17 protein-coding genes are annotated in these 16699 nt (G+C 65.3%); 8 read left to right on the top strand and 9 right to left on the bottom strand.

Features of this window, described 5'->3' with window-relative positions:
• Positions 1-5 precede the first annotated feature (5 nt).
• From QOU61_RS34200 to QOU61_RS34175, 6 genes are all read right to left on the bottom strand, one after another.
• Entirely contained in the window at positions 6-1274 is a 1269-nt protein-coding gene (locus tag QOU61_RS34200; protein WP_289655573.1) for a CpaE/TadZ family protein, read from the bottom strand.
• Positions 1271-2014, bottom strand: coding sequence for a CpaD family pilus assembly protein (locus QOU61_RS34195; RefSeq protein WP_289655572.1), 744 nt, complete (start codon positions 2012-2014; stop codon positions 1271-1273). Before QOU61_RS34195 ends, QOU61_RS34200 begins: the two co-directional genes overlap by 4 nt.
• Positions 2015-2034: 20 nt before the next feature.
• Positions 2035-3504: a type II and III secretion system protein family protein gene (locus tag QOU61_RS34190; protein ID WP_289655571.1), complete on the bottom strand. Its 1470-nt coding sequence runs from the start codon at positions 3502-3504 to the stop codon at positions 2035-2037.
• Positions 3501-3740 (bottom strand): hypothetical protein, encoded by a 240-nt coding sequence (locus QOU61_RS34185; protein ID WP_289655570.1) that lies wholly within the window; start codon positions 3738-3740, stop codon positions 3501-3503. The genes QOU61_RS34190 and QOU61_RS34185 overlap by 4 nt, the downstream gene beginning before the upstream one ends.
• 109 nt (positions 3741-3849) lie before the next feature.
• Positions 3850-4374 carry an A24 family peptidase gene (locus QOU61_RS34180; protein WP_289655569.1) on the bottom strand — a complete coding sequence of 175 codons (525 nt, stop codon included), beginning with the start codon at positions 4372-4374 and terminating at the stop codon, positions 3850-3852.
• Positions 4375-4593: 219 nt separating this feature from the next.
• A complete protein-coding gene (locus QOU61_RS34175) occupies positions 4594-4758 on the bottom strand; it encodes a Flp family type IVb pilin (protein WP_289655568.1) in 165 nt (54 codons plus the stop codon).
• 306 nt (positions 4759-5064) lie between these two features.
• Here QOU61_RS34175 and QOU61_RS34170 point away from each other — a divergent pair, with 306 nt between their 5' ends.
• From QOU61_RS34170 to QOU61_RS34155, 4 genes are all read left to right on the top strand, one after another.
• Positions 5065-5892: a sterol desaturase family protein gene (locus QOU61_RS34170; RefSeq protein WP_289655567.1), complete on the top strand. Its 828-nt coding sequence runs from the start codon at positions 5065-5067 to the stop codon at positions 5890-5892.
• 24 nt (positions 5893-5916) lie between these two features.
• Complete coding sequence (locus QOU61_RS34165) at positions 5917-7395, top strand: hypothetical protein (RefSeq protein WP_289655566.1); 1479 nt, start codon at positions 5917-5919, stop codon at positions 7393-7395.
• A 192-nt stretch (positions 7396-7587) separates the two neighbouring features.
• Positions 7588-8175 (top strand): TadE/TadG family type IV pilus assembly protein, encoded by a 588-nt coding sequence (locus tag QOU61_RS34160; protein ID WP_289655565.1) that lies wholly within the window; start codon positions 7588-7590, stop codon positions 8173-8175.
• 11 nt (positions 8176-8186) lie between these two features.
• Positions 8187-8855 carry a TadE/TadG family type IV pilus assembly protein gene (locus QOU61_RS34155; RefSeq protein ID WP_502876854.1) on the top strand — a complete coding sequence of 223 codons (669 nt, stop codon included), beginning with the start codon at positions 8187-8189 and terminating at the stop codon, positions 8853-8855.
• Positions 8856-8945: 90 nt separating this feature from the next.
• Here QOU61_RS34155 and QOU61_RS34150 read toward each other — a convergent pair whose 3' ends face one another.
• The 3 genes from QOU61_RS34150 to QOU61_RS34140 form a co-directional block, all read right to left on the bottom strand.
• Entirely contained in the window at positions 8946-9158 is a 213-nt protein-coding gene (locus tag QOU61_RS34150; RefSeq protein ID WP_289655564.1) for a cold-shock protein, read from the bottom strand.
• 338 nt (positions 9159-9496) lie between these two features.
• Complete coding sequence (gene infA, locus QOU61_RS34145; RefSeq protein ID WP_289655563.1) at positions 9497-9787, bottom strand: translation initiation factor IF-1; 291 nt, start codon at positions 9785-9787, stop codon at positions 9497-9499.
• 24 nt (positions 9788-9811) lie between these two features.
• On the bottom strand, positions 9812-11212 hold the full coding sequence (locus tag QOU61_RS34140) for a DEAD/DEAH box helicase (protein WP_289655562.1): 1401 nt from the start codon (positions 11210-11212) through the stop codon (positions 9812-9814).
• A gap of 522 nt (positions 11213-11734) precedes the next feature.
• Here QOU61_RS34140 and urtA point away from each other — a divergent pair.
• From urtA to urtD, 4 genes are all read left to right on the top strand, one after another.
• Positions 11735-13057 (top strand): urea ABC transporter substrate-binding protein, encoded by a 1323-nt coding sequence (gene urtA, locus QOU61_RS34135; protein WP_289655561.1) that lies wholly within the window; start codon positions 11735-11737, stop codon positions 13055-13057.
• A 70-nt stretch (positions 13058-13127) separates the two neighbouring features.
• On the top strand, positions 13128-14738 hold the full coding sequence (urtB, locus tag QOU61_RS34130; protein WP_289655560.1) for an urea ABC transporter permease subunit UrtB: 1611 nt from the start codon (positions 13128-13130) through the stop codon (positions 14736-14738).
• Entirely contained in the window at positions 14735-15901 is a 1167-nt protein-coding gene (urtC, locus tag QOU61_RS34125; RefSeq protein ID WP_289655559.1) for an urea ABC transporter permease subunit UrtC, read from the top strand. Before urtB ends, urtC begins: the two co-directional genes overlap by 4 nt.
• 4 nt (positions 15902-15905) lie before the next feature.
• Positions 15906-16667, top strand: a complete 762-nt coding sequence (gene urtD / locus QOU61_RS34120) for an urea ABC transporter ATP-binding protein UrtD (protein WP_289655558.1) — start codon at positions 15906-15908, stop codon at positions 16665-16667.
• Positions 16668-16699: the final 32 nt, after the last annotated feature.

The following is a 16699-nucleotide window of genomic DNA, read 5'->3' as shown; positions in this document are numbered from 1 at the left end:
GCGGTCTACTTGCCCCGCAGCTTGTCGATCAGCGGCGACAGGAACGAACTCCGTGACTTCTTGCCCTCGCTGCGGCCGGTCAGGCGCTGCGCGATCTGCAGGAACATCTCGGTGGTGCGGTGGTTCGCCGAGATTTCCGCGATCATCTGCCCGTTGTTGGCGGCCGAGCCGAACATCTGCGGCTCGAACGGGATCGTCACGATCGGCTGGCTCTCGATCGCCTTGGCGAACTCGCCGGCACTGATCTCGGGACGCTTCGGCACGCCGACCTGGTTGAGACAATAGAGCGGCGGCCGGTCATTGGGGCGCGCCGACCTCAACAGGTCGAACATGTTCTTGGTGTTGCGCAGGTTGGCGAGGTCGGGCGCGGCCACGATCAGGATATCGTCGGCGCCGATCAGGGCGCGTTTAGTCCATCCCGACCATTGATGGGGAACGTCGAGTACGATGCAGGGCATCGTGGTGCGCAGCGTATCGAAGATCGAATCGAAGGCGTCGGTCCCGAAGTCATAGACCCGTTCCAGCGTCGCCGGGGCCGCCAGCAGGCTGAGATGCTCGGTGCATTTCGACAGCAGGCGGTCGATGAAGGCGGTATCGACCCGGTCGGGCGAGAAGACCGCCTCGGCGATGCCCTGCGGCGGATCCTGGTTGTAGTCGAGCCCCGCGGTGCCGAAGGCGAGGTCGAGATCGACCACCACGGCGTCCATGGCAAGCTCGCGCGCGATCGCCCACGACACGTTGTGGGCCACGGTGGAAGCGCCGACACCGCCCTTGGCGCCGACCACGGCCAGCACGCGGCCGACCGCCTTGGCTTCCGGCGCGGAAAACAGGTTGCAGATCGCGCGCACGACGTCGAGCGTGTTGATCGGCGCGATCAGATAGTCGCTCACGCCGCGGCGGACCAGCTCGCGATAGAGCCCGACGTCGTTGATCCTGCCGATCACGACCACGCGCGTGCCGGAATCGCAGACCGAGGCAAGCTGGTCGAGGCCGGCGAGCAGATCGCCGCGTCCATCGGCCTCCAGCACGATCACGTTGGGCGTGGGCGCCGAGCGGTAGGCCTCGATCGCCGCGGCCATGCCGCCCATCTGGATCTTCAGATGGGCCTTGGCGAGGCGGCGGTCTTCGCCGGCCGACTGCACGGCGGCAGCGGTCTCGACCGTCTCGCAAAAGGCCTGCACCGACACCCGCGGCGCCGGCGCGATATGATCGTCCGCGGCCGGTGTTGCGGCTGCGGACTGATCTTCCGGATTCTGGCGCGCGTAGCTGATCATTTGCCTGTATCGCTGAGTTTGGCCCGTTCGGCCTCGGGATAGATCGTCGCGGTTGACGCACCCTTGCGATATTTGTCGAACGCGATGTTCCGCCGCGCGGTGTAGGGCGGCGTTTCAGGCCGTGGCTGGACCAGATCGGAGGGATTTTCGACCATCGCCGCCATGTTGCGCTGATTGGCGCAGCCGTAATTGTAGTACGACTTGTTGTCGAAATAGCCCTTGTTGTCGATCGACGGCCCGAGGTCCTCCGGCCACAGGCCGCAGGGTCCGGCCTCCGCCGCCATCCGCGGGTAGCTCAGCCGGATCGCCGCCATGTGCTTCGGATTGTCGGGATGATAGTGGCGCACCACGATGCCTTGCGACGGAATACCGGTCGCAAGCAGCAGCGCGCGGATTTCCCGCATCGAGTCGGCCGCCATGCGGGCGTTCGGCGTGCCGACCGGCACCTCGACGCTCACGCCGCCGGTTGCCTCGCGCTGCCAGTTCTGGCCGAGCCCGAGCACGTCGGCGCGCTGCTCGGCGGAAAGGCCGCCGCGAGCCTGGCCGACGAACACGACCAGCGACTTGTTCGCCTCTGTGATCGCGATCGGGTGGCGCAGGCGATAGTCCTCGGGGACGCTCGCGGTGATCGCCACGTCCTCGTTGGTGTGCATGCAGCCGCCGAGCGCTGCCGCCAGACCGAACAAGGCCACCGCCACGCGCGGGGCCCGACTGCGTTTGAGGGATGTTCTGAGGGTCATCGTGCTGTCCTCGTCCCCGCTCAATCCGTGATGAAGCCGAAGGCGCCGCGGTAGCTGCGAGCCGGCGGCTCGCTGCGGCCAGGCACGCCGTAGATGCGGTTGATGCTGCCCAGCAGGTCGGTCTGCGGATCGGCGGCCACGGCAAAGCCGTCATCCGGCCGCGACAGGTCCTTCTGCGCCACGGCGCGGACCACGTAGGGCGTCACGATCACGACCAGCTCGGTCTGGTTGTTGATGAAATCGCGGCTGCGGAACAGCGTGCCCAGGATCGGAATTTCCATCATACCCGGCAGGCCGTTGATCGCCGACTTGGTCTGCTGCTGGATCAGGCCCGCCATCGCCATCGCGCCGCCGGAGGGGACTTCCAGGGTGGTTTCGGCGCGGCGGGTCTTGATCGAGGGAATCGTGGTGCCGCCCTGGCCGCCCTGCAGCGAGTTTTCGGTAGATATTTCAGATACTTCTGTCATCACGCGGATGCTGATCCGGCCCTCGGTGAGGACGATCGGGGTGAAGTTGAGCGAGATGCCGAACTTCTTGAAGCTGACCGTCTGCACGCACTGCCCGATCGTGCCGGAGGTGGTGGTCTGGCAGGTCACGCCGGTCGGGATCGGGAATTCGCCGCCCGAGATGAAGGTCGCGGACTCGCCCGAGATCGCCGTCAGGTTGGGTTCGGCAAGCGTGCGCACCACGCCCGCGCTTTCCATCGCGCGTAGCGTCGCCTGCACCGACGGCGTCGCGCCGAACGAGGTGGTCAGGGCGTTGCCCGGCACCAGCGGCCCGTTATTGGCAGTGAACGGGTTGGTATTGTTGAATTTCACGACCGAGGTGCCGTAGTTGAGGCTGGCGCCGAGGTCGATGCCGAGTTGCTTGATGATCGAGCGCTGCACCTCGGCCAGCGTCACCTTGATCATCACCTGGTCGCGGCCGCGAACCACGATCGAGTTGACGACCTTGTCGGCGCCTCCGGCCAGCCGCGCGGCGAGATCGCCGGCCTGCTGGGCCTCGATCGGGTTCGCCGCCGTTCCGGTCAGGACGACGCCGTCGCCAAGGCCCTCGATGCGGATATCGGCATTGGGCAGCGTCGCACGCAGCGCCGCGCGGACGCCGTTGAGGTCGCGGGTGACCGCGATGTCGTAGGCCGCGATCTGCTGGCCGCTCGCATCGAAGAAGACGATGTTGGTCTGGCCGACGGCGGCGCCGATGATATAGGCGCGCTGTGCCGAACGGACGATCGCGTTGGCGATCTTGGGATCGGCGACCAGCACGTCCTTCACCTCGCGCGGCAGGTCGACGACCATGGACTTGCCGACGCCGAGCGACACGAAGCGGGCATTGAGCTGGCCGTCGGCGGCGGCAAGCGGCGGCACCCGGTAGTCGCTCGCCACCACCGGGGCCAGCGCCGGGTTGAGCGTGAGCGCCGCGGCCGCCGAAAACGACAAGGCGCGGACCATCAAGGCCCGCATCGTTGCCTGTTTTGCCCCGAACCTCATGAGGGTGTCCTTTCGCTCCGGCAAATGACGGCGGCGGTGATGACCGGCTGGCGCTGCAGGGCGTCGGAATTGAAGCTGGCAAACTGCGACCGGGTCGCGGCCAAGCCGGCGCCCGCGTCGGTTCGCACCAAATTTTTGTCGGACCCGCCCGCAAGACCGCCGACAATGCCGCCGGCACCAGGTGCGAGGGTCAGCACGAAATGGCGTGCCCTGCTCATACGCTTCACTTTCCACATTACGCCGCGGCGCTTCCGCCGCCGTGATGGGAGTTGACCAGCTATTCGTCAAAGCATGGTTAATGAGGCGTGAGTAAATTGCCTTAACGGAGCGTTACATACTTCCAGTTCAGGGAATGGCGAAGTGCGCGAGGTCGACCGCCTTCATCCATTCGGTCTCCGGATAGATCATCAACGCGCCGATCGCGAGCGCGATCCCGTAGGGGATGCCGGTCTCCTTGGCGTGCAGCCGGGTCAGCCAGGCCTGGGCCGAAAGCGGGTAGGGCAGCGGCCACTGCCGGAATTGCAGCAGCAGCAGGGTCAGCGCGCCGCCGAGCAGGGACGCGTAGAGCAGATAGTCCATCAGGTGGGCGAAGCCGAACCACAGCGCGATCGCCGCGGCCAGCTTGGCATCGCCGCCGCCAACCCAGCCCATGGCGAAACAGGCAAAGGCGACCGCCAGCACCGTGCCGGCGGCGCCGAGATGCGAGAGGATATCGGCCGCGCCCATGCCACCGGCGAGCGCGAGCGCGAGAAAGCCCGCGGCGAGCAGAAGCGACACCCGGTTGGAGATCGTCATGGTGAAGAGGTCGCTCGCGGCCGCGAACGCCATCAGGGCGGGAAACAGCGAGAGGCGGGCGATATCGAGGATCATGGAATTTCCGGTTTGCCCTGTGGGCCGCGCAGGGGCGCGGCTTCGTCGAAGCTAACCCGCAGAGTTAAATAATCGGAAAACGCCCGGACGCCGCCTGCGCCCCTGTCGGCACGGGCGCCGGGCAGTCGGTTTGGCCGGCCGGGCAAGATGCCTGGCCTGGCGCGCAAACAAAAAAGGCTCCGGCGTAGCCGGAGCCTTTGATGCACGTTGCAGCGATGCTTACTTCAGCGAGGTCGAGATCGTGCTGAAGTTGCCCGAGAGCTTGGTACCAACGCTCTGGACAGCAGTGATGATCGCGATGGCGATGCCGGCGGCGATCAGTCCGTATTCGATCGCGGTGGCGCCGGACTCGTCCTTCACGAAACGGGCAATAAGGTTCTTCATCGGGATAAACTCCATGTACACGTGGCTGGTCGACTAACGTTAGGTCTGGCCGGCGTTCTCAGCACCGTGACCATGCGGGAACCCTAAAAGCCGACGATTGCGGCGCAGTTAATTCGATCACGCAAAACCGGGGGTAACCCGCTCTTCTTGCGCACGGTAAATTTGGCATTAAGCGTTTCGATAAAACGCGAACACGTTTTTTGGCGCGAGCCTGCGCGCATCCGACAGCAGGCAATTTGCCCCGCGATTCATGCCTCCTTAAGCGCGAGCAGGTAGCCATGGAGAAGGCATCGAACCGAGGTCGCCATGTCCACTCTTCCCCTCGAAGTCATCGTGATGATCGGCCAGACGATGGCGAAGGTGGTGCCGGTCACCATCGTGCTTGCGATCATCTTCTCCGTGCTCGCCCACTTCTGGGCCTGCAATCCGGGTCAGCCGTGGTGGCGCAAGCGCGAGCTCGTCACCGACTTCTGCTACTGGTTCTTCGTGCCGGTGTTCGCCCGCGTCTTCCGCATCGGGCTGATGATCATCGGCGCCGGTGTTCTCTTCAACATTCACGAGCCCGACGATCTGGTCGCGTTCTACGACAACGGGCACGGCCCGCTGGCGCAGCTGCCGCTCTGGGTGCAGGCGGTGCTGTTCCTGGTCGCCTCCGACTTCATGCTGTACTGGCTGCACCGGCTGTTTCACGGCGGCGGTTTCTGGAAATATCACGCTATCCATCATTCCTCGGAAGATCTGGAGTGGATTTCGGCTGCGCGCTTCCATCCGGTCAACCTGCTGATCGGCACCATCTCGGTGGATGTCATCCTGCTGCTGGCGGGCATTTCCCCCAACATCATGCTGTGGGTCGGACCGTTCACCACGTTCCACTCCGCCTTCGTCCACGCCAACCTCAACTGGACGCTCGGGCCGTTCAAATACCTCATCGCGACGCCGGTGTTTCACCGCTGGCATCACACCTCGCTCGAGGAAGGCGGCCACACCAATTTCGCCGGCACGTTTCCGGTCTGGGATATCCTGTTCGGTACGTTCCGGATGCCCGAGGGCAAGCTGCCGGAGGCCTATGGCGTCGATGACCAGGCGGTTCCGACCGAGATCGGTGGACAGCTCGCCTATCCGTTTCGTCACTAGCAGCACGGTTTCGAAGTAGCGGACATGAGCACCGATGTCGTCATCGCCCCGCAGGCGCGCACGCTCGGCCTCGGCAGCGTACCGGTCTGGGCGTGGTTCGGCGTATGGGCCTACGCCACCATCCTGATCAACGGCAATGTGCTGCTTGGCGACTCCGACACCTACTGGCAGATACTGACCGGCAAGTGGATCATCGAGCACCACGCGCTGCCGCGCGTCGACTTCTATTCCTTCACGCGGTCGGGGGTGCCCTGGATCTCGTCATCCTGGCTGGCGCAGGTGCTCTATGCGCAGGCCTATGAACTCGCGGGCTGGGCGGGCCCGGTCGTGCTGTCGGCCGCCGCGATCGCCGCGACGGCGGCGCAGCTTGCGTTCATCCTCAGCCGCCGCATTGCCCCGACGCTGGCGGTGCTGATCGCCTTTGCGGCGCTGATGCTGTTCGTCGACCACATGCTGGCGCGGCCCTATGTGCTGGCATTCCCGTTCCTGCTCGCCTGGGCGAACGGGCTATTGTCGGCGAGCGAGCGCCGCGAGCCGCCCTCCCTGCTGCTGCTGCCGCTGATCGCGGTGTGGGCCAATCTGCATGGCGGATTCCTGTTCGGCCTGGTGCTGGTCGGCGGTTTCGCGCTGGACGCGCTGTGGAACGCGGAGGCCTCGCAGCGCAGGTCGCTGGCCTTGCGCTGGGCGGCCTTCGGCATCGGCGCCGTCGCCGCGTGCTGCGTCACGCCCTATGGCTGGCAGTCGTTCCTCGCCGCGCGCAACATCCTCGATCTCGGCGAGGTGCTGCACGTCATCGCCGAATGGATGCCGGTCAATTTCTCGACGCTGACGGGCTTCGGCGCGGCCATGCTGATGCTGCTGGCGGCGGCGTTCTATGCCGGCATCCGGCTGTCGCCGCCGCGCATCGCGCTGCTGCTCGGATTGATGCACATGGCGCTGTCGCATGTGCGCAATGTCGAGCTGTTTGCGCTGCTGGTGCCGCTGGTGATGCTGGAGCCGGTCGCAACCCAGTTCGGCCTGAAGCGCGAGCCGCGCGGCGACAAGCCGTTCTCGGCCGGCTCGCTCGTGCTCGTCGCTGTGGTCGTCATCGCATCGACCTGGGCGTTTGCCGCGCGCGCCACCTTCGCGCCGCCGGCGGGGCAGTCGCCGGCTGCGGCCGTCGCGACGCTGAAGGCAAGCCATGCGAAGCGGGTGCTGAACGACCTTCCGTTCGGCGGCTACCTGATCTGGCAGGGCATCCCGGTCTTCCTCGACGGCAGGGCGGAGCTGTACGGCGAAACGTTCGAGATGGCCTATTTCCGCGCGCTGCAGCTCAAGGACGTCGACCTGTTTCTCGACCTGCTCAAGCGCCACGACATCGACGCCACGCTGCTGACGCCGGGGACGCCCGCGGTCGGCCTGCTCGACCGTCTCGACGGCTGGCGGCGGGTCTATGCGGACGATATCGCGGTGGTCCACGCCCGCGTTGGTGGCGGCGCTGGCAGCACGATCCGGCCCCACTAGGCAAACGCGTTACGCGTTTGTCGCGCGGAAGGCCGGTACTCGCTTTACCGGATCAGGCGAGCCGCCAGCCGCATCAGCCGATGGTTAATGCGCGGCTAACGGGCGCCGCAGGCCGCGCCGGTGGCGCGCAAGACTTCAACAATCAGTTTTCGCTATTCCTTGGTGGCAGAGAAGCTCCCGGAAAACCGCTCGATGTCGCCGCCCGCCTCACTCGCTTCGATCCGCCGCCTGGCACGCCGGTTTCGCCGCAGCCGGCGCGGCTCGACCATCGTCGAGTTCGCGCTGGTTGCGCCGCTGTTCTTCGCGCTGCTGTTCGCAATCATCGAGACTGCGCTGGTGTTCTACGCCAGCCAGGTGCTCGAGACCATCACGCAGGACTCCGCGCGCGCGGTCTTCACCGGCCAGGCACAATCCGGCCAGGTGCCGCTCTGCCAGGCGGGCGGCCAGCCCGCGCCCTGCACGCAGGCGGGGTTCGCGAGCTATGTCTGCCAGCAGGTCCCTGCGCTGTTCAACTGCAACAACATCTACATCGATGTCCGCAGCTATCCCGGGTTCTCGAACGTCACCATGAGCAGCCAGATCGACGCCGCCGGCAATTTCATCAACAACATGCAGTACAATCCCGGCGGTTCCTGCTCGATCGTCGTCGTGAGGCTGTTCTATCAGTGGCCGCTGATCGTCACGGGCCTCGGCTACAACATCTCCAATCTCACCGGCAACAAGCGGCTGCTCGCCGCCACGGCGGCGTTCCGCAACGAGCCGTATAACGGATCCTGCTGACGGAGCGCGCGATGGACACCACGTCGAACACCGTGTCGCTCAAGACCGCGTCGCTCCGGCGCTGGCCGCGGCAGGGCTGGCTTCGCCTGCGGCGCTCTGCCCTGGCGCTGGCCGGCGACTGCAAGGCGCTCGCGGCGGTCGAATTCGCCATGGTCGTGCCGTTGATGCTGGTGCTGTTCTTCGGCACCGTGGAGCTGGGATCGGCGGTGGCGATCAGCCGCAAGGTCACACTGATGGCGCACACCCTCTCCGACCTCACCTCGCAGTCGCCGCCGGCCGGCGTTTCCGATACCGATATCAACAATTACTTCACGGCCGCCAACAGCATCATGTGGCCCTACAATCCCGGCAGCCTGACGCCCTATCCGAACGCGCCGATGCAGGGCACGATCTCGGAGCTCTACATCGATCCCAACACGCTTGCGGCCCGCGTGCAGTGGAGCAAGGGCTCGGCGCCTCGCGCGCCGAGGTCGTCGGTCGTCATTCCGGCCGCGCTCGCGGTCGGCGGCACCTATCTCATCTACAGCGAGGTCAGCTACGCCTACGCGCCGCCGGTCGGCTACGTGCTGAAGACAGGCATCACGCTCAGCGATTTCGCCTATACGCGGCCGCGGCAGTCGGCCTGCGTGACCTATCCGGCGTCGGCCTCCGGCAACTCGACGCCCTGTCCACAGCTGTAGGCGGCGCGGTCCGCAAAAACGAACAAGGCCGCGCAGTCTAGCGCGGCCTTGTTGTTTCTTGTCGGCTTTTCGGCCTTGCCGCCGCGCGGTTCAACCCGCCGAGCGCAGATTGTCGGCCGACGACTTGCCCGAGCGGCGATCGGCGACGATCTCGTAGGAGATCTTCTGGCCCTCGCGCAGCGTGCCGAGCCCGGCGCGCTCAACGGCGCTGATGTGCACGAACACGTCGTTGCCGCCATCGTCCGGCTGAATGAAGCCGTAGCCTTTGGTTGCGTTAAACCACTTCACGGTTCCCATAGTCACGGGATAGTCCCTTCTCAGATGTATGGTCAAAACCCGCTTGCGCGGGCTGGTGTGCATCGAATTTTTGGAAGGGTCGTCAGCGTGAACCGGCTGTACCGGTGAGTTGCTAATGTCGTCCGGCCGAAAATCGATTACGGTAATAATATTGGAAGCAGGGGCGCAAAACAATCCTGACGCGCACGATTTTTGGCCGCGCGCGCCGCAAGATTGCCTGCGCGGCGACACCGTGTCGTCACACGTGGTCCGGCCACGCCTCCGCCTTTTATTTCAGCACGGTCCTTTCGGAAACCCGTGGCCGCCTCGCATGACCGCGGCCGTCCGGGTCCCGATCCAGCCCCCTAGCGACGGCGGAATTGGCCGCCGCGCTGGGCTCCGCCGCGCGGCGGGCCGCCCGGCGAGCTCGGCCGCTCGTCCTTGTGACGGAAGATCAGCCGCCCCTTTTCCAGGTCGTAGGGCGACATCTCGATCGTCACGCGGTCGCCGGCCAGCGTCTTGATCCGGTTCTTTTTCATCTTGCCGGCGGTGTAGGCGATGATCTCATGTCCGGCGTCGAGCTGCACGCGATAGCGGGCGTCGGGAAGAATTTCGGTGACCAGCCCTTCGAACTGGATCAGCTCCTCTTTAGCCATGTCATTCTCCAGGTCGGTCGACGGCTAGCGTGATTGGTTATGAGTGGATCGATTGGAGCGGGTATCGCGCCGCAAAAAGGCGATGCCATGGATTCCTTCAGTCTTGCCGCCGCCCTGCGGCGGACGGTGCGACTCCTGACGGTTACCTGATTGAGCGGCCATCTTACCACCTGAGCGGCGCCGTCGGCGAGGCCCTTTCGCGCCGGCCGGCTTCTCGTGCGCATGGCTGCCATGGCCGTGCGGCCCGGGGCGATTGCCGCGTTGTGGCGCAGCCACCGGCGCCTCGCGGTGAGCGGCGGTGCGGCGATCCTCGCGCGGCAGCGCGATCCTGATCAGGCGCTCGATGTCGCGCAGATAGGCCAGTTCCTCCCCGCCCGCGACCAGCGAGATCGCGGTGCCTTCGGCGCCGGCGCGCGCGGTGCGGCCGATGCGGTGGACATAGGTTTCGGGCACGTTGGGCAGGTCGAAATTGACCACGTGGCTGACGCCGTCGACGTCGATGCCGCGGGCGGCGATGTCGGTGGCGACCAGGGTGCGGATCTCGCCGGCGCGGAACGCTGCGAGCACCCGTTCGCGATGGTTCTGCGACTTGTTGCCGTGGATGGCGTTGGCGGCGATGCCGGCTTTCGCGAGGCCCTTCACCACCTTGTCGGCGCCGTGCTTGGTGCGTGTGAACACCAGCGCGCGGTCGACCGGCTCCTGCTTCAGGAGCTGGGCGAGGACCGCCGGCTTGGCGGTGAAATCCACCTGGATGATGCGCTGGCTGATGCGCTCGGCGGTCGAGGCAACAGGGGTTACCGCCACGCGCGCAGGCTCGCGCAGCATCGCGTCCGCAAGCTCGGCGATGTCCTTCGGCATGGTCGCCGAGAAGAACAGGGTCTGGCGCCGGGTTGGCAGCTTGGCGACGATCTTCCTGATGTCGTTGATGAAGCCCATGTCGAGCATGCGGTCGGCCTCGTCGAGCACGAGGAATTCGACCTGGCCGAGCTTGACGGCATTGCCCTGCACGAGGTCGAGCAGGCGGCCGGGGGTGGCGACCAGCACGTCGACGCCCTGCAGCAGGGAGCGCACCTGGCGGCCCATCGGCACGCCGCCGATCGTGAGCGCCGAGGAGAGGCGGACGTGACGGCCATAGGCGTTGAAGCTATCGAGAATCTGCCCGGCCAATTCGCGGGTCGGGCTCAGCACCAGGACGCGGGCGTTCTTGGGCTGCGGCTTGATCCGGTTCTGCAGCAGGCGGTGGAGGATCGGAAGCGCGAAGGCGGCGGTCTTGCCGGTGCCGGTCTGGGCGATGCCGATCACGTCGCGGCCTTCAAGCGCAAGCGGAATGGTCTGGGCCTGGATCGGCGTCGGCGTCAGGTAATTCTCTTCCTTGAGCGCACGCGCGATTGTCTCGGCCAGGCCGAAATCCTGAAAGGAGGTCAAAAGGGGGATCTTTCCATATGAAAACAGCGCCCTGCCAGTCGGCGGGGTGCGCTGGACGTCTTGAGTGACGTCCGCGTGTTGGGACGTCGGTTCGTCGGGATGAAGGGGCGAACCAGAAGCCTGCTTAAGGGCCAAGAACACGCGGCTCGCGACGACCTGATTCGCTTCAGCGACCAAGGTCTTGGCGACCATATGGAACGTAAAGCCGACGCTTTCAAGGTCAAATCGTGCGTATGGCTACCGATTGCTCGAAAAATCAGCCGCGACGGCTGCCGTAAATTTAGACAGTCGTCGGCTATTGCCTAGAGATTATACATTTTGCTGCCACGGCATACATTTGATCGGGCCATAAATTGGGCAATTCGCCTTTGGGCGAGGCGGCAGAAGGACAGATTTCCAAACAGTCCCATAGGCTTAGGTCCGTTTCCCGGTAATGGCATGCTTCTTGCGATTCCTGTCGCCGCGGGCGGCCAAGGGGGCCGTCGCAAGCGTTCAACGCCTGCGTCAGGGAGATGATTGTTCATGTCTACTCAACCCACTCACGGAATAGCGGAGCCTCTGAGCCGCCGACGCTGGCTCGCGGCGACCGCAGGCCTCGTGCTTGGCCTCGCCGCCTTCACCCAGGCCAAGGCGGCCGACGACACCATCAAGGTCGGCGTGCTGCATTCGCTGTCCGGCACCATGGCCATCAGCGAGACCACGCTGAAGGACACCATCCTTTTCCTCATCGACGAGCAGAACAAGAAGGGCGGCGTGCTCGGCAAGAAGCTCGAGGCCGTGGTCGTCGATCCCGCCTCGAACTGGCCGCTGTTTGCGGAAAAGGCGCGCGAGCTCATCACCAAGGACAAGGTCGCGGTCGTGTTCGGCTGCTGGACCTCGGTGTCGCGCAAATCGGTGCTGCCGGTGTTCAAGGAGCTCGACAACATCCTGTTCTACCCGGTGCAGTATGAAGGCGAGGAGAGCGAGCGCAACGTGTTCTACACGGGTGCGGCGCCGAACCAGCAGGCGATCCCCGCCGTCGACTACCTGATGAAGGAAGAGAAGGTGAAGCGCTGGGTGCTCGCCGGCACCGACTACGTCTATCCGCGCACCACCAACAAGATCCTCGAAGCCTATCTGAAGTCGAAGGGCGTCAAGGATGACGACATCATGATCAACTACACGCCGTTCGGCCATTCCGACTGGCAGACCATCGTCGCCGACATCAAGAAGTTCGGCTCGGCCGGCAAGAAGACCGCGGTGGTGTCCACCATCAACGGCGACGCCAACGTGCCGTTCTACAAGGAGCTCGGCAACCAGGGCATCAAGGCGACCGACATTCCGGTGGTCGCGTTCTCGGTCGGTGAAGAGGAGCTTGCCGGCATCGACACCAAGCCGCTGCTCGGCCATCTGGCCGCCTGGAACTACTTCGAGTCGATCAAGACGCCGGCCAACGAGAAGTTCATCAAGGAATGGCAGGCCTACACCAAGAACCCGAAGCGCACCACCAACGATCCGATGGAAGCGCACTACATCGGCTTCAACATGTGGGTGAAGGCGGTCGAGAAGGCGAAATCCACCGATCCCGACAAGGTGATCGACGCGCTGCCCGGCATCGAGACGCCGAACCTGACCGGCGGCGTCGCCAAGATGCTGCCGAACCATCACATCACCAAGCCGGTGTTCATCGGCGAGATCAAGGGCAACGGCCAGTTCGACGTGGTGTGGAAGACGCCGGGCCTGGTGGCCGGCGACGCCTGGTCGAAGGAGCTGGAAGGCTCCAAGGACCTGATCGGCGACTGGGTCGGCAAGAAGTGCGGCAACTACAACACCAAGACCAACAAGTGCGGCGGTCAGGGTTCCTGATCGGCTGATGCAAGCCAAGAAGGGAAGGCGGCGACCTGCCGCCTTCCGCGCCTTCTGCCGGGGTAGTCCAGTGGTTGCCAACGTCCTCCATCGTCTTCGCCTGCTTCTGCTGGCGATCGTCTTGAGCGCGTTCGCGCTTCCGGCGCTTGCCGGGCCGTTCGAGGATGCGGTCGGCAAGTTCGCCAATGACGAGTTTTCCGACACCGAGGAGGCGATCGGGACGGTCGCGACCTCGGGCAATCCGCTTGCCTTTTCGATCATCAGCGCGCTGCAGGACGGCCGCCTGATGGCCGATCCCGAGAGCAAGAAGGTCTATATCACCGGCGCCGACGGCAAGGCGGTCGATGCCGCCACCGGCGCAGCCGTCGACAGCGTGCCTGACAGCGCCAGTGCGGTGCGCCTCAACAACCGGCTGCGCCGCACCGTGGAAGCCGCGCTCGGCGGCCTGACGCTGCTCTCGCCCGATCCGGCGAAACGGATCGCGGCCGCGCAATCCGTGTTCAAATCCCATGACGAGGCGCTGCTGCCGGTCGTCGAAGGCGCGCTCGCCAAGGAAACCGGCAAGAGCGCCAAGCAGGCCTTCAGCGAAGCCCGCGCCGCCATCATCCTGTTCAAGCCGGACGCTTCCGACAGCGACAAGCTCGATGCGATCGCGACCCTCAAGGCGCGCGGCGACCAGGAGGCGCTGGCGCTTCTGACCAGTCTCGGCGCCGATCAGCCGCCGCTGGTGGCCAAGGCGGCAGCGGGTGCGATCTCCTCGATCCAGGGCAATCTGGCGCTGTGGTCGGCGGTGCAGAACGGCTGGTACGGGCTCTCGCTCGGCTCGGTGCTGCTGCTGGCGGCGATCGGCCTTGCCATCACCTTCGGCGTGATGGGCGTGATCAACATGGCGCATGGCGAGATGGTGATGCTGGGCGCCTACACCACCTTCGTGGTGCAGGAGGCGATCCGCACCTCATACCCGCAATTGTTCGACTATTCGCTCCTGATCGCGGTGCCGCTCGCCTTTCTCGTCGCAGGCGCGGTCGGCGTGCTGATCGAGCGCACGATCATCCGCTTCCTCTACGGCCGGCCGCTGGAGACGCTGCTCGCGACCTGGGGCCTGTCGCTGGTGCTGCAGCAGGCGGTGCGCACCGCGTTCGGCCCGACCAACCGCGAGGTCGGCAATCCCTCCTGGATGAGCGGCGCGTTCGAGCTCGGCCAGATCACGATCACCTATAACCGGCTCTGGATTCTCTGCTTCACGCTCGCGGTATTCGCGATCCTGCTCGCGATGCTGCGCTTCACTTCGCTGGGTTTGCAGATGCGCGCGGTCACGCAGAATCGCCGCATGGCGGCCTCGATGGGGATCGCGACCTCGCGGGTCGACGCCCTGACCTTCGGCCTCGGCTCGGGGATCGCCGGGATCGCCGGCGTCGCGCTATCGCAGATCGACAATGTCAGCCCCAATCTCGGCCAGAGCTACATCATCGACAGCTTCATGGTCGTCGTGTTCGGCGGCGTCGGCAATCTCTGGGGCACGCTGGTCGGCGCCTTCACGCTCGGCATCGCCAACAAGTTCCTGGAGCCGGTCGCCGGCGCCGTGCTCGGCAAGATCGCGATCCTGGTCTTGATCATCCTGTTCATCCAGAAGCGCCCGCGCGGCCTGTTCGCGCTCAAGGGCAGAGCGGTGGAAGCATGATGCCGCATGTCCTGACGCGCTCGCTGGATCGCGCGGCGACCACCTTCATCCTGGTGGTCGCGGCCTGCGGCGTCTTGATCCCGCTGTCGAACCTGCTGCTGCCGGCGGGCTCGGCCTTCCAGGTGCCGACCTATCTGGTGGCGCTGTTCGGCAAATATGTCTGCTACGCGATCCTGGCCCTGTCGATCGACCTGATCTGGGGCTATTGCGGTATCCTCTCGCTCGGCCATGGCGCGTTCTTCGCGCTCGGCGGCTATGCCATGGGCATGTACCTGATGCGCCAGATCGGCAGCCGCGGCGTCTACGGCAACCCGGTGCTGCCCGACTTCATGGTGTTCCTGAACTGGCAGAAGCTGCCGTGGTACTGGTTCGGCTTCGACAATTTTGCGTTTGCGGCGCTGATGATCGTGCTGGTGCCGGGTCTGCTCGCCTTCTGCTTCGGCTGGCTCGCCTTCCGCTCCCGCGTCACGGGAGTCTATCTCTCGATCATCACGCAGGCGATGACCTATGCGCTCTTGCTCGGCTTCTTCCGCAACGATTTCGGCTTCGGCGGCAACAACGGCCTGACCGACTTCAAGGACATCCTCGGCTTCAACGTGCAGGCCGACGGCACCCGCGCCGCGCTGTTCACCTTGAGCTGCCTCGCGCTGATCGCGGGCTTCCTGATCTGCCGCGCGGTCGTCACCTCCAAGCTCGGCAAGGTGCTGATCGCGATCCGCGACGCGGAATCGCGCACCCGCTTTCTCGGCTACCGTGTCGAATCCTACAAGCTGTTCGTGTTCACGCTGTCGGCCTGCATGGCCGGCGTCGCCGGCGCGCTCTATGTGCCGCAGGTCGGCATCATCAATCCGAGCGAGTTCGCACCGGGCAATTCCATCGAGGCCGTGATCTGGGTCGCGGTCGGCGGCCGCGGCACGCTGGTCGGCGCCGCGCTCGGCGCCGTCGTCGTCAACTACGCCAAAACCTTCTTCACCTCGGGCCCGCTCGCGCCCTACTGGCTGTTCATGCTGGGCGCGCTGTTCATCCTGGTGACGCTGCTGCTGCCGAAGGGCATCGTCGGCACCTTCAACGCCTGGTGGGAGCCGTGGAAGGCGGCCCGCCGCGCCGATGCCGCAAGTGCGGCGCGCGAGGACGGCGTCAGCGAACCCAAGATGGCGGAGTGAGCGCATGAACATCATGGACACCCGCGCCACATCAGCGCTGCTCTATCTCGACGGCGTGCATGTCTCTTTCGACGGCTTCCACGCCATCAACAACCTGTCGCTGACGCTGGCGCCGGGCGAGATGCGCGCCATCATCGGCCCGAACGGCGCCGGCAAGACCACGATGATGGACATCATCACCGGCAAGACCAGGCCGGACGAGGGCGTCGTGCTGTTCGACGGCGTCACCGACCTGACCCGGCTGGATGAGACCCGCATCGCCGAGCTCGGCATCGGGCGCAAATTCCAGAAGCCGACCGTCTTCGAGAGTCAGACGGTGGAGGACAACCTGCTGCTTGCTCTCAATGTCGACCACAGCGTGAAGGGCACGCTGCTCTGGCGCGGCAACAGCACGGACAGCGAGCGTATCGAGCGGGTGCTGGAGACCATCCGCCTCACCGATGCGCGCCGTCGCCTTGCGGGCAGCCTGTCACACGGCCAGAAGCAATGGCTGGAGATCGGCATGCTGCTGGCGCAGGACCCGAAGCTGCTCCTGGTCGACGAGCCCGTCGCCGGGATGACCGACGTCGAGACGCATCTCACCGCCGAACTGCTCAAGCAGATCAACAAGGACCACACCGTGATGGTGGTCGAGCACGACATGACCTTCGTGCGCGAGCTCGGCGTCAAGGTGACCTGCCTGCACGAGGGCAGCGTGCTTGCGGAGGGCACGATCGACCAGGTGTCGTCGAACGAGCGGGTGATCGAGGTTTATCTGGGACGATGACGACGATGACCGCTTCCCTCATCCTCCTTCTT

This window comes from Bradyrhizobium sp. NP1 (genome assembly GCF_030378205.1).
Taxonomy (GTDB): domain Bacteria; phylum Pseudomonadota; class Alphaproteobacteria; order Rhizobiales; family Xanthobacteraceae; genus Bradyrhizobium.
The sequence above is the reverse complement of the archived record's forward strand: the minus strand, read 5'-3'. Positions and strand labels throughout refer to the sequence as shown.

Excerpts from the sequence above, each read along its gene's own strand:
- QOU61_RS34200 (WP_289655573.1), bottom strand. The coding sequence starts at position 1,274 with ATGATCAGCTACGCGCGCCAGAATCCGGAAGATCAGTCCGCAGCCGCA.
- QOU61_RS34195 (WP_289655572.1), bottom strand. The coding sequence starts at position 2,014 with ATGACCCTCAGAACATCCCTCAAACGCAGTCGGGCCCCGCGCGTGGCG.
- QOU61_RS34190 (WP_289655571.1), bottom strand. The coding sequence starts at position 3,504 with ATGAGGTTCGGGGCAAAACAGGCAACGATGCGGGCCTTGATGGTCCGC.
- QOU61_RS34185 (WP_289655570.1), bottom strand. The coding sequence starts at position 3,740 with ATGTGGAAAGTGAAGCGTATGAGCAGGGCACGCCATTTCGTGCTGACC.
- QOU61_RS34180 (WP_289655569.1), bottom strand. The coding sequence starts at position 4,374 with ATGATCCTCGATATCGCCCGCCTCTCGCTGTTTCCCGCCCTGATGGCG.
- QOU61_RS34175 (WP_289655568.1), bottom strand. The coding sequence starts at position 4,758 with ATGAAGAACCTTATTGCCCGTTTCGTGAAGGACGAGTCCGGCGCCACC.
- QOU61_RS34170 (WP_289655567.1), top strand. The coding sequence starts at position 5,065 with ATGTCCACTCTTCCCCTCGAAGTCATCGTGATGATCGGCCAGACGATG.
- QOU61_RS34165 (WP_289655566.1), top strand. The coding sequence starts at position 5,917 with ATGAGCACCGATGTCGTCATCGCCCCGCAGGCGCGCACGCTCGGCCTC.
- QOU61_RS34160 (WP_289655565.1), top strand. The coding sequence starts at position 7,588 with ATGTCGCCGCCCGCCTCACTCGCTTCGATCCGCCGCCTGGCACGCCGG.
- QOU61_RS34155 (WP_502876854.1), top strand. The coding sequence starts at position 8,187 with ATGGACACCACGTCGAACACCGTGTCGCTCAAGACCGCGTCGCTCCGG.
- infA (WP_289655563.1), bottom strand. The coding sequence starts at position 9,787 with ATGGCTAAAGAGGAGCTGATCCAGTTCGAAGGGCTGGTCACCGAAATT.
- urtA (WP_289655561.1), top strand. The coding sequence starts at position 11,735 with ATGTCTACTCAACCCACTCACGGAATAGCGGAGCCTCTGAGCCGCCGA.
- urtC (WP_289655559.1), top strand. The coding sequence starts at position 14,735 with ATGATGCCGCATGTCCTGACGCGCTCGCTGGATCGCGCGGCGACCACC.
- urtD (WP_289655558.1), top strand. The coding sequence starts at position 15,906 with ATGAACATCATGGACACCCGCGCCACATCAGCGCTGCTCTATCTCGAC.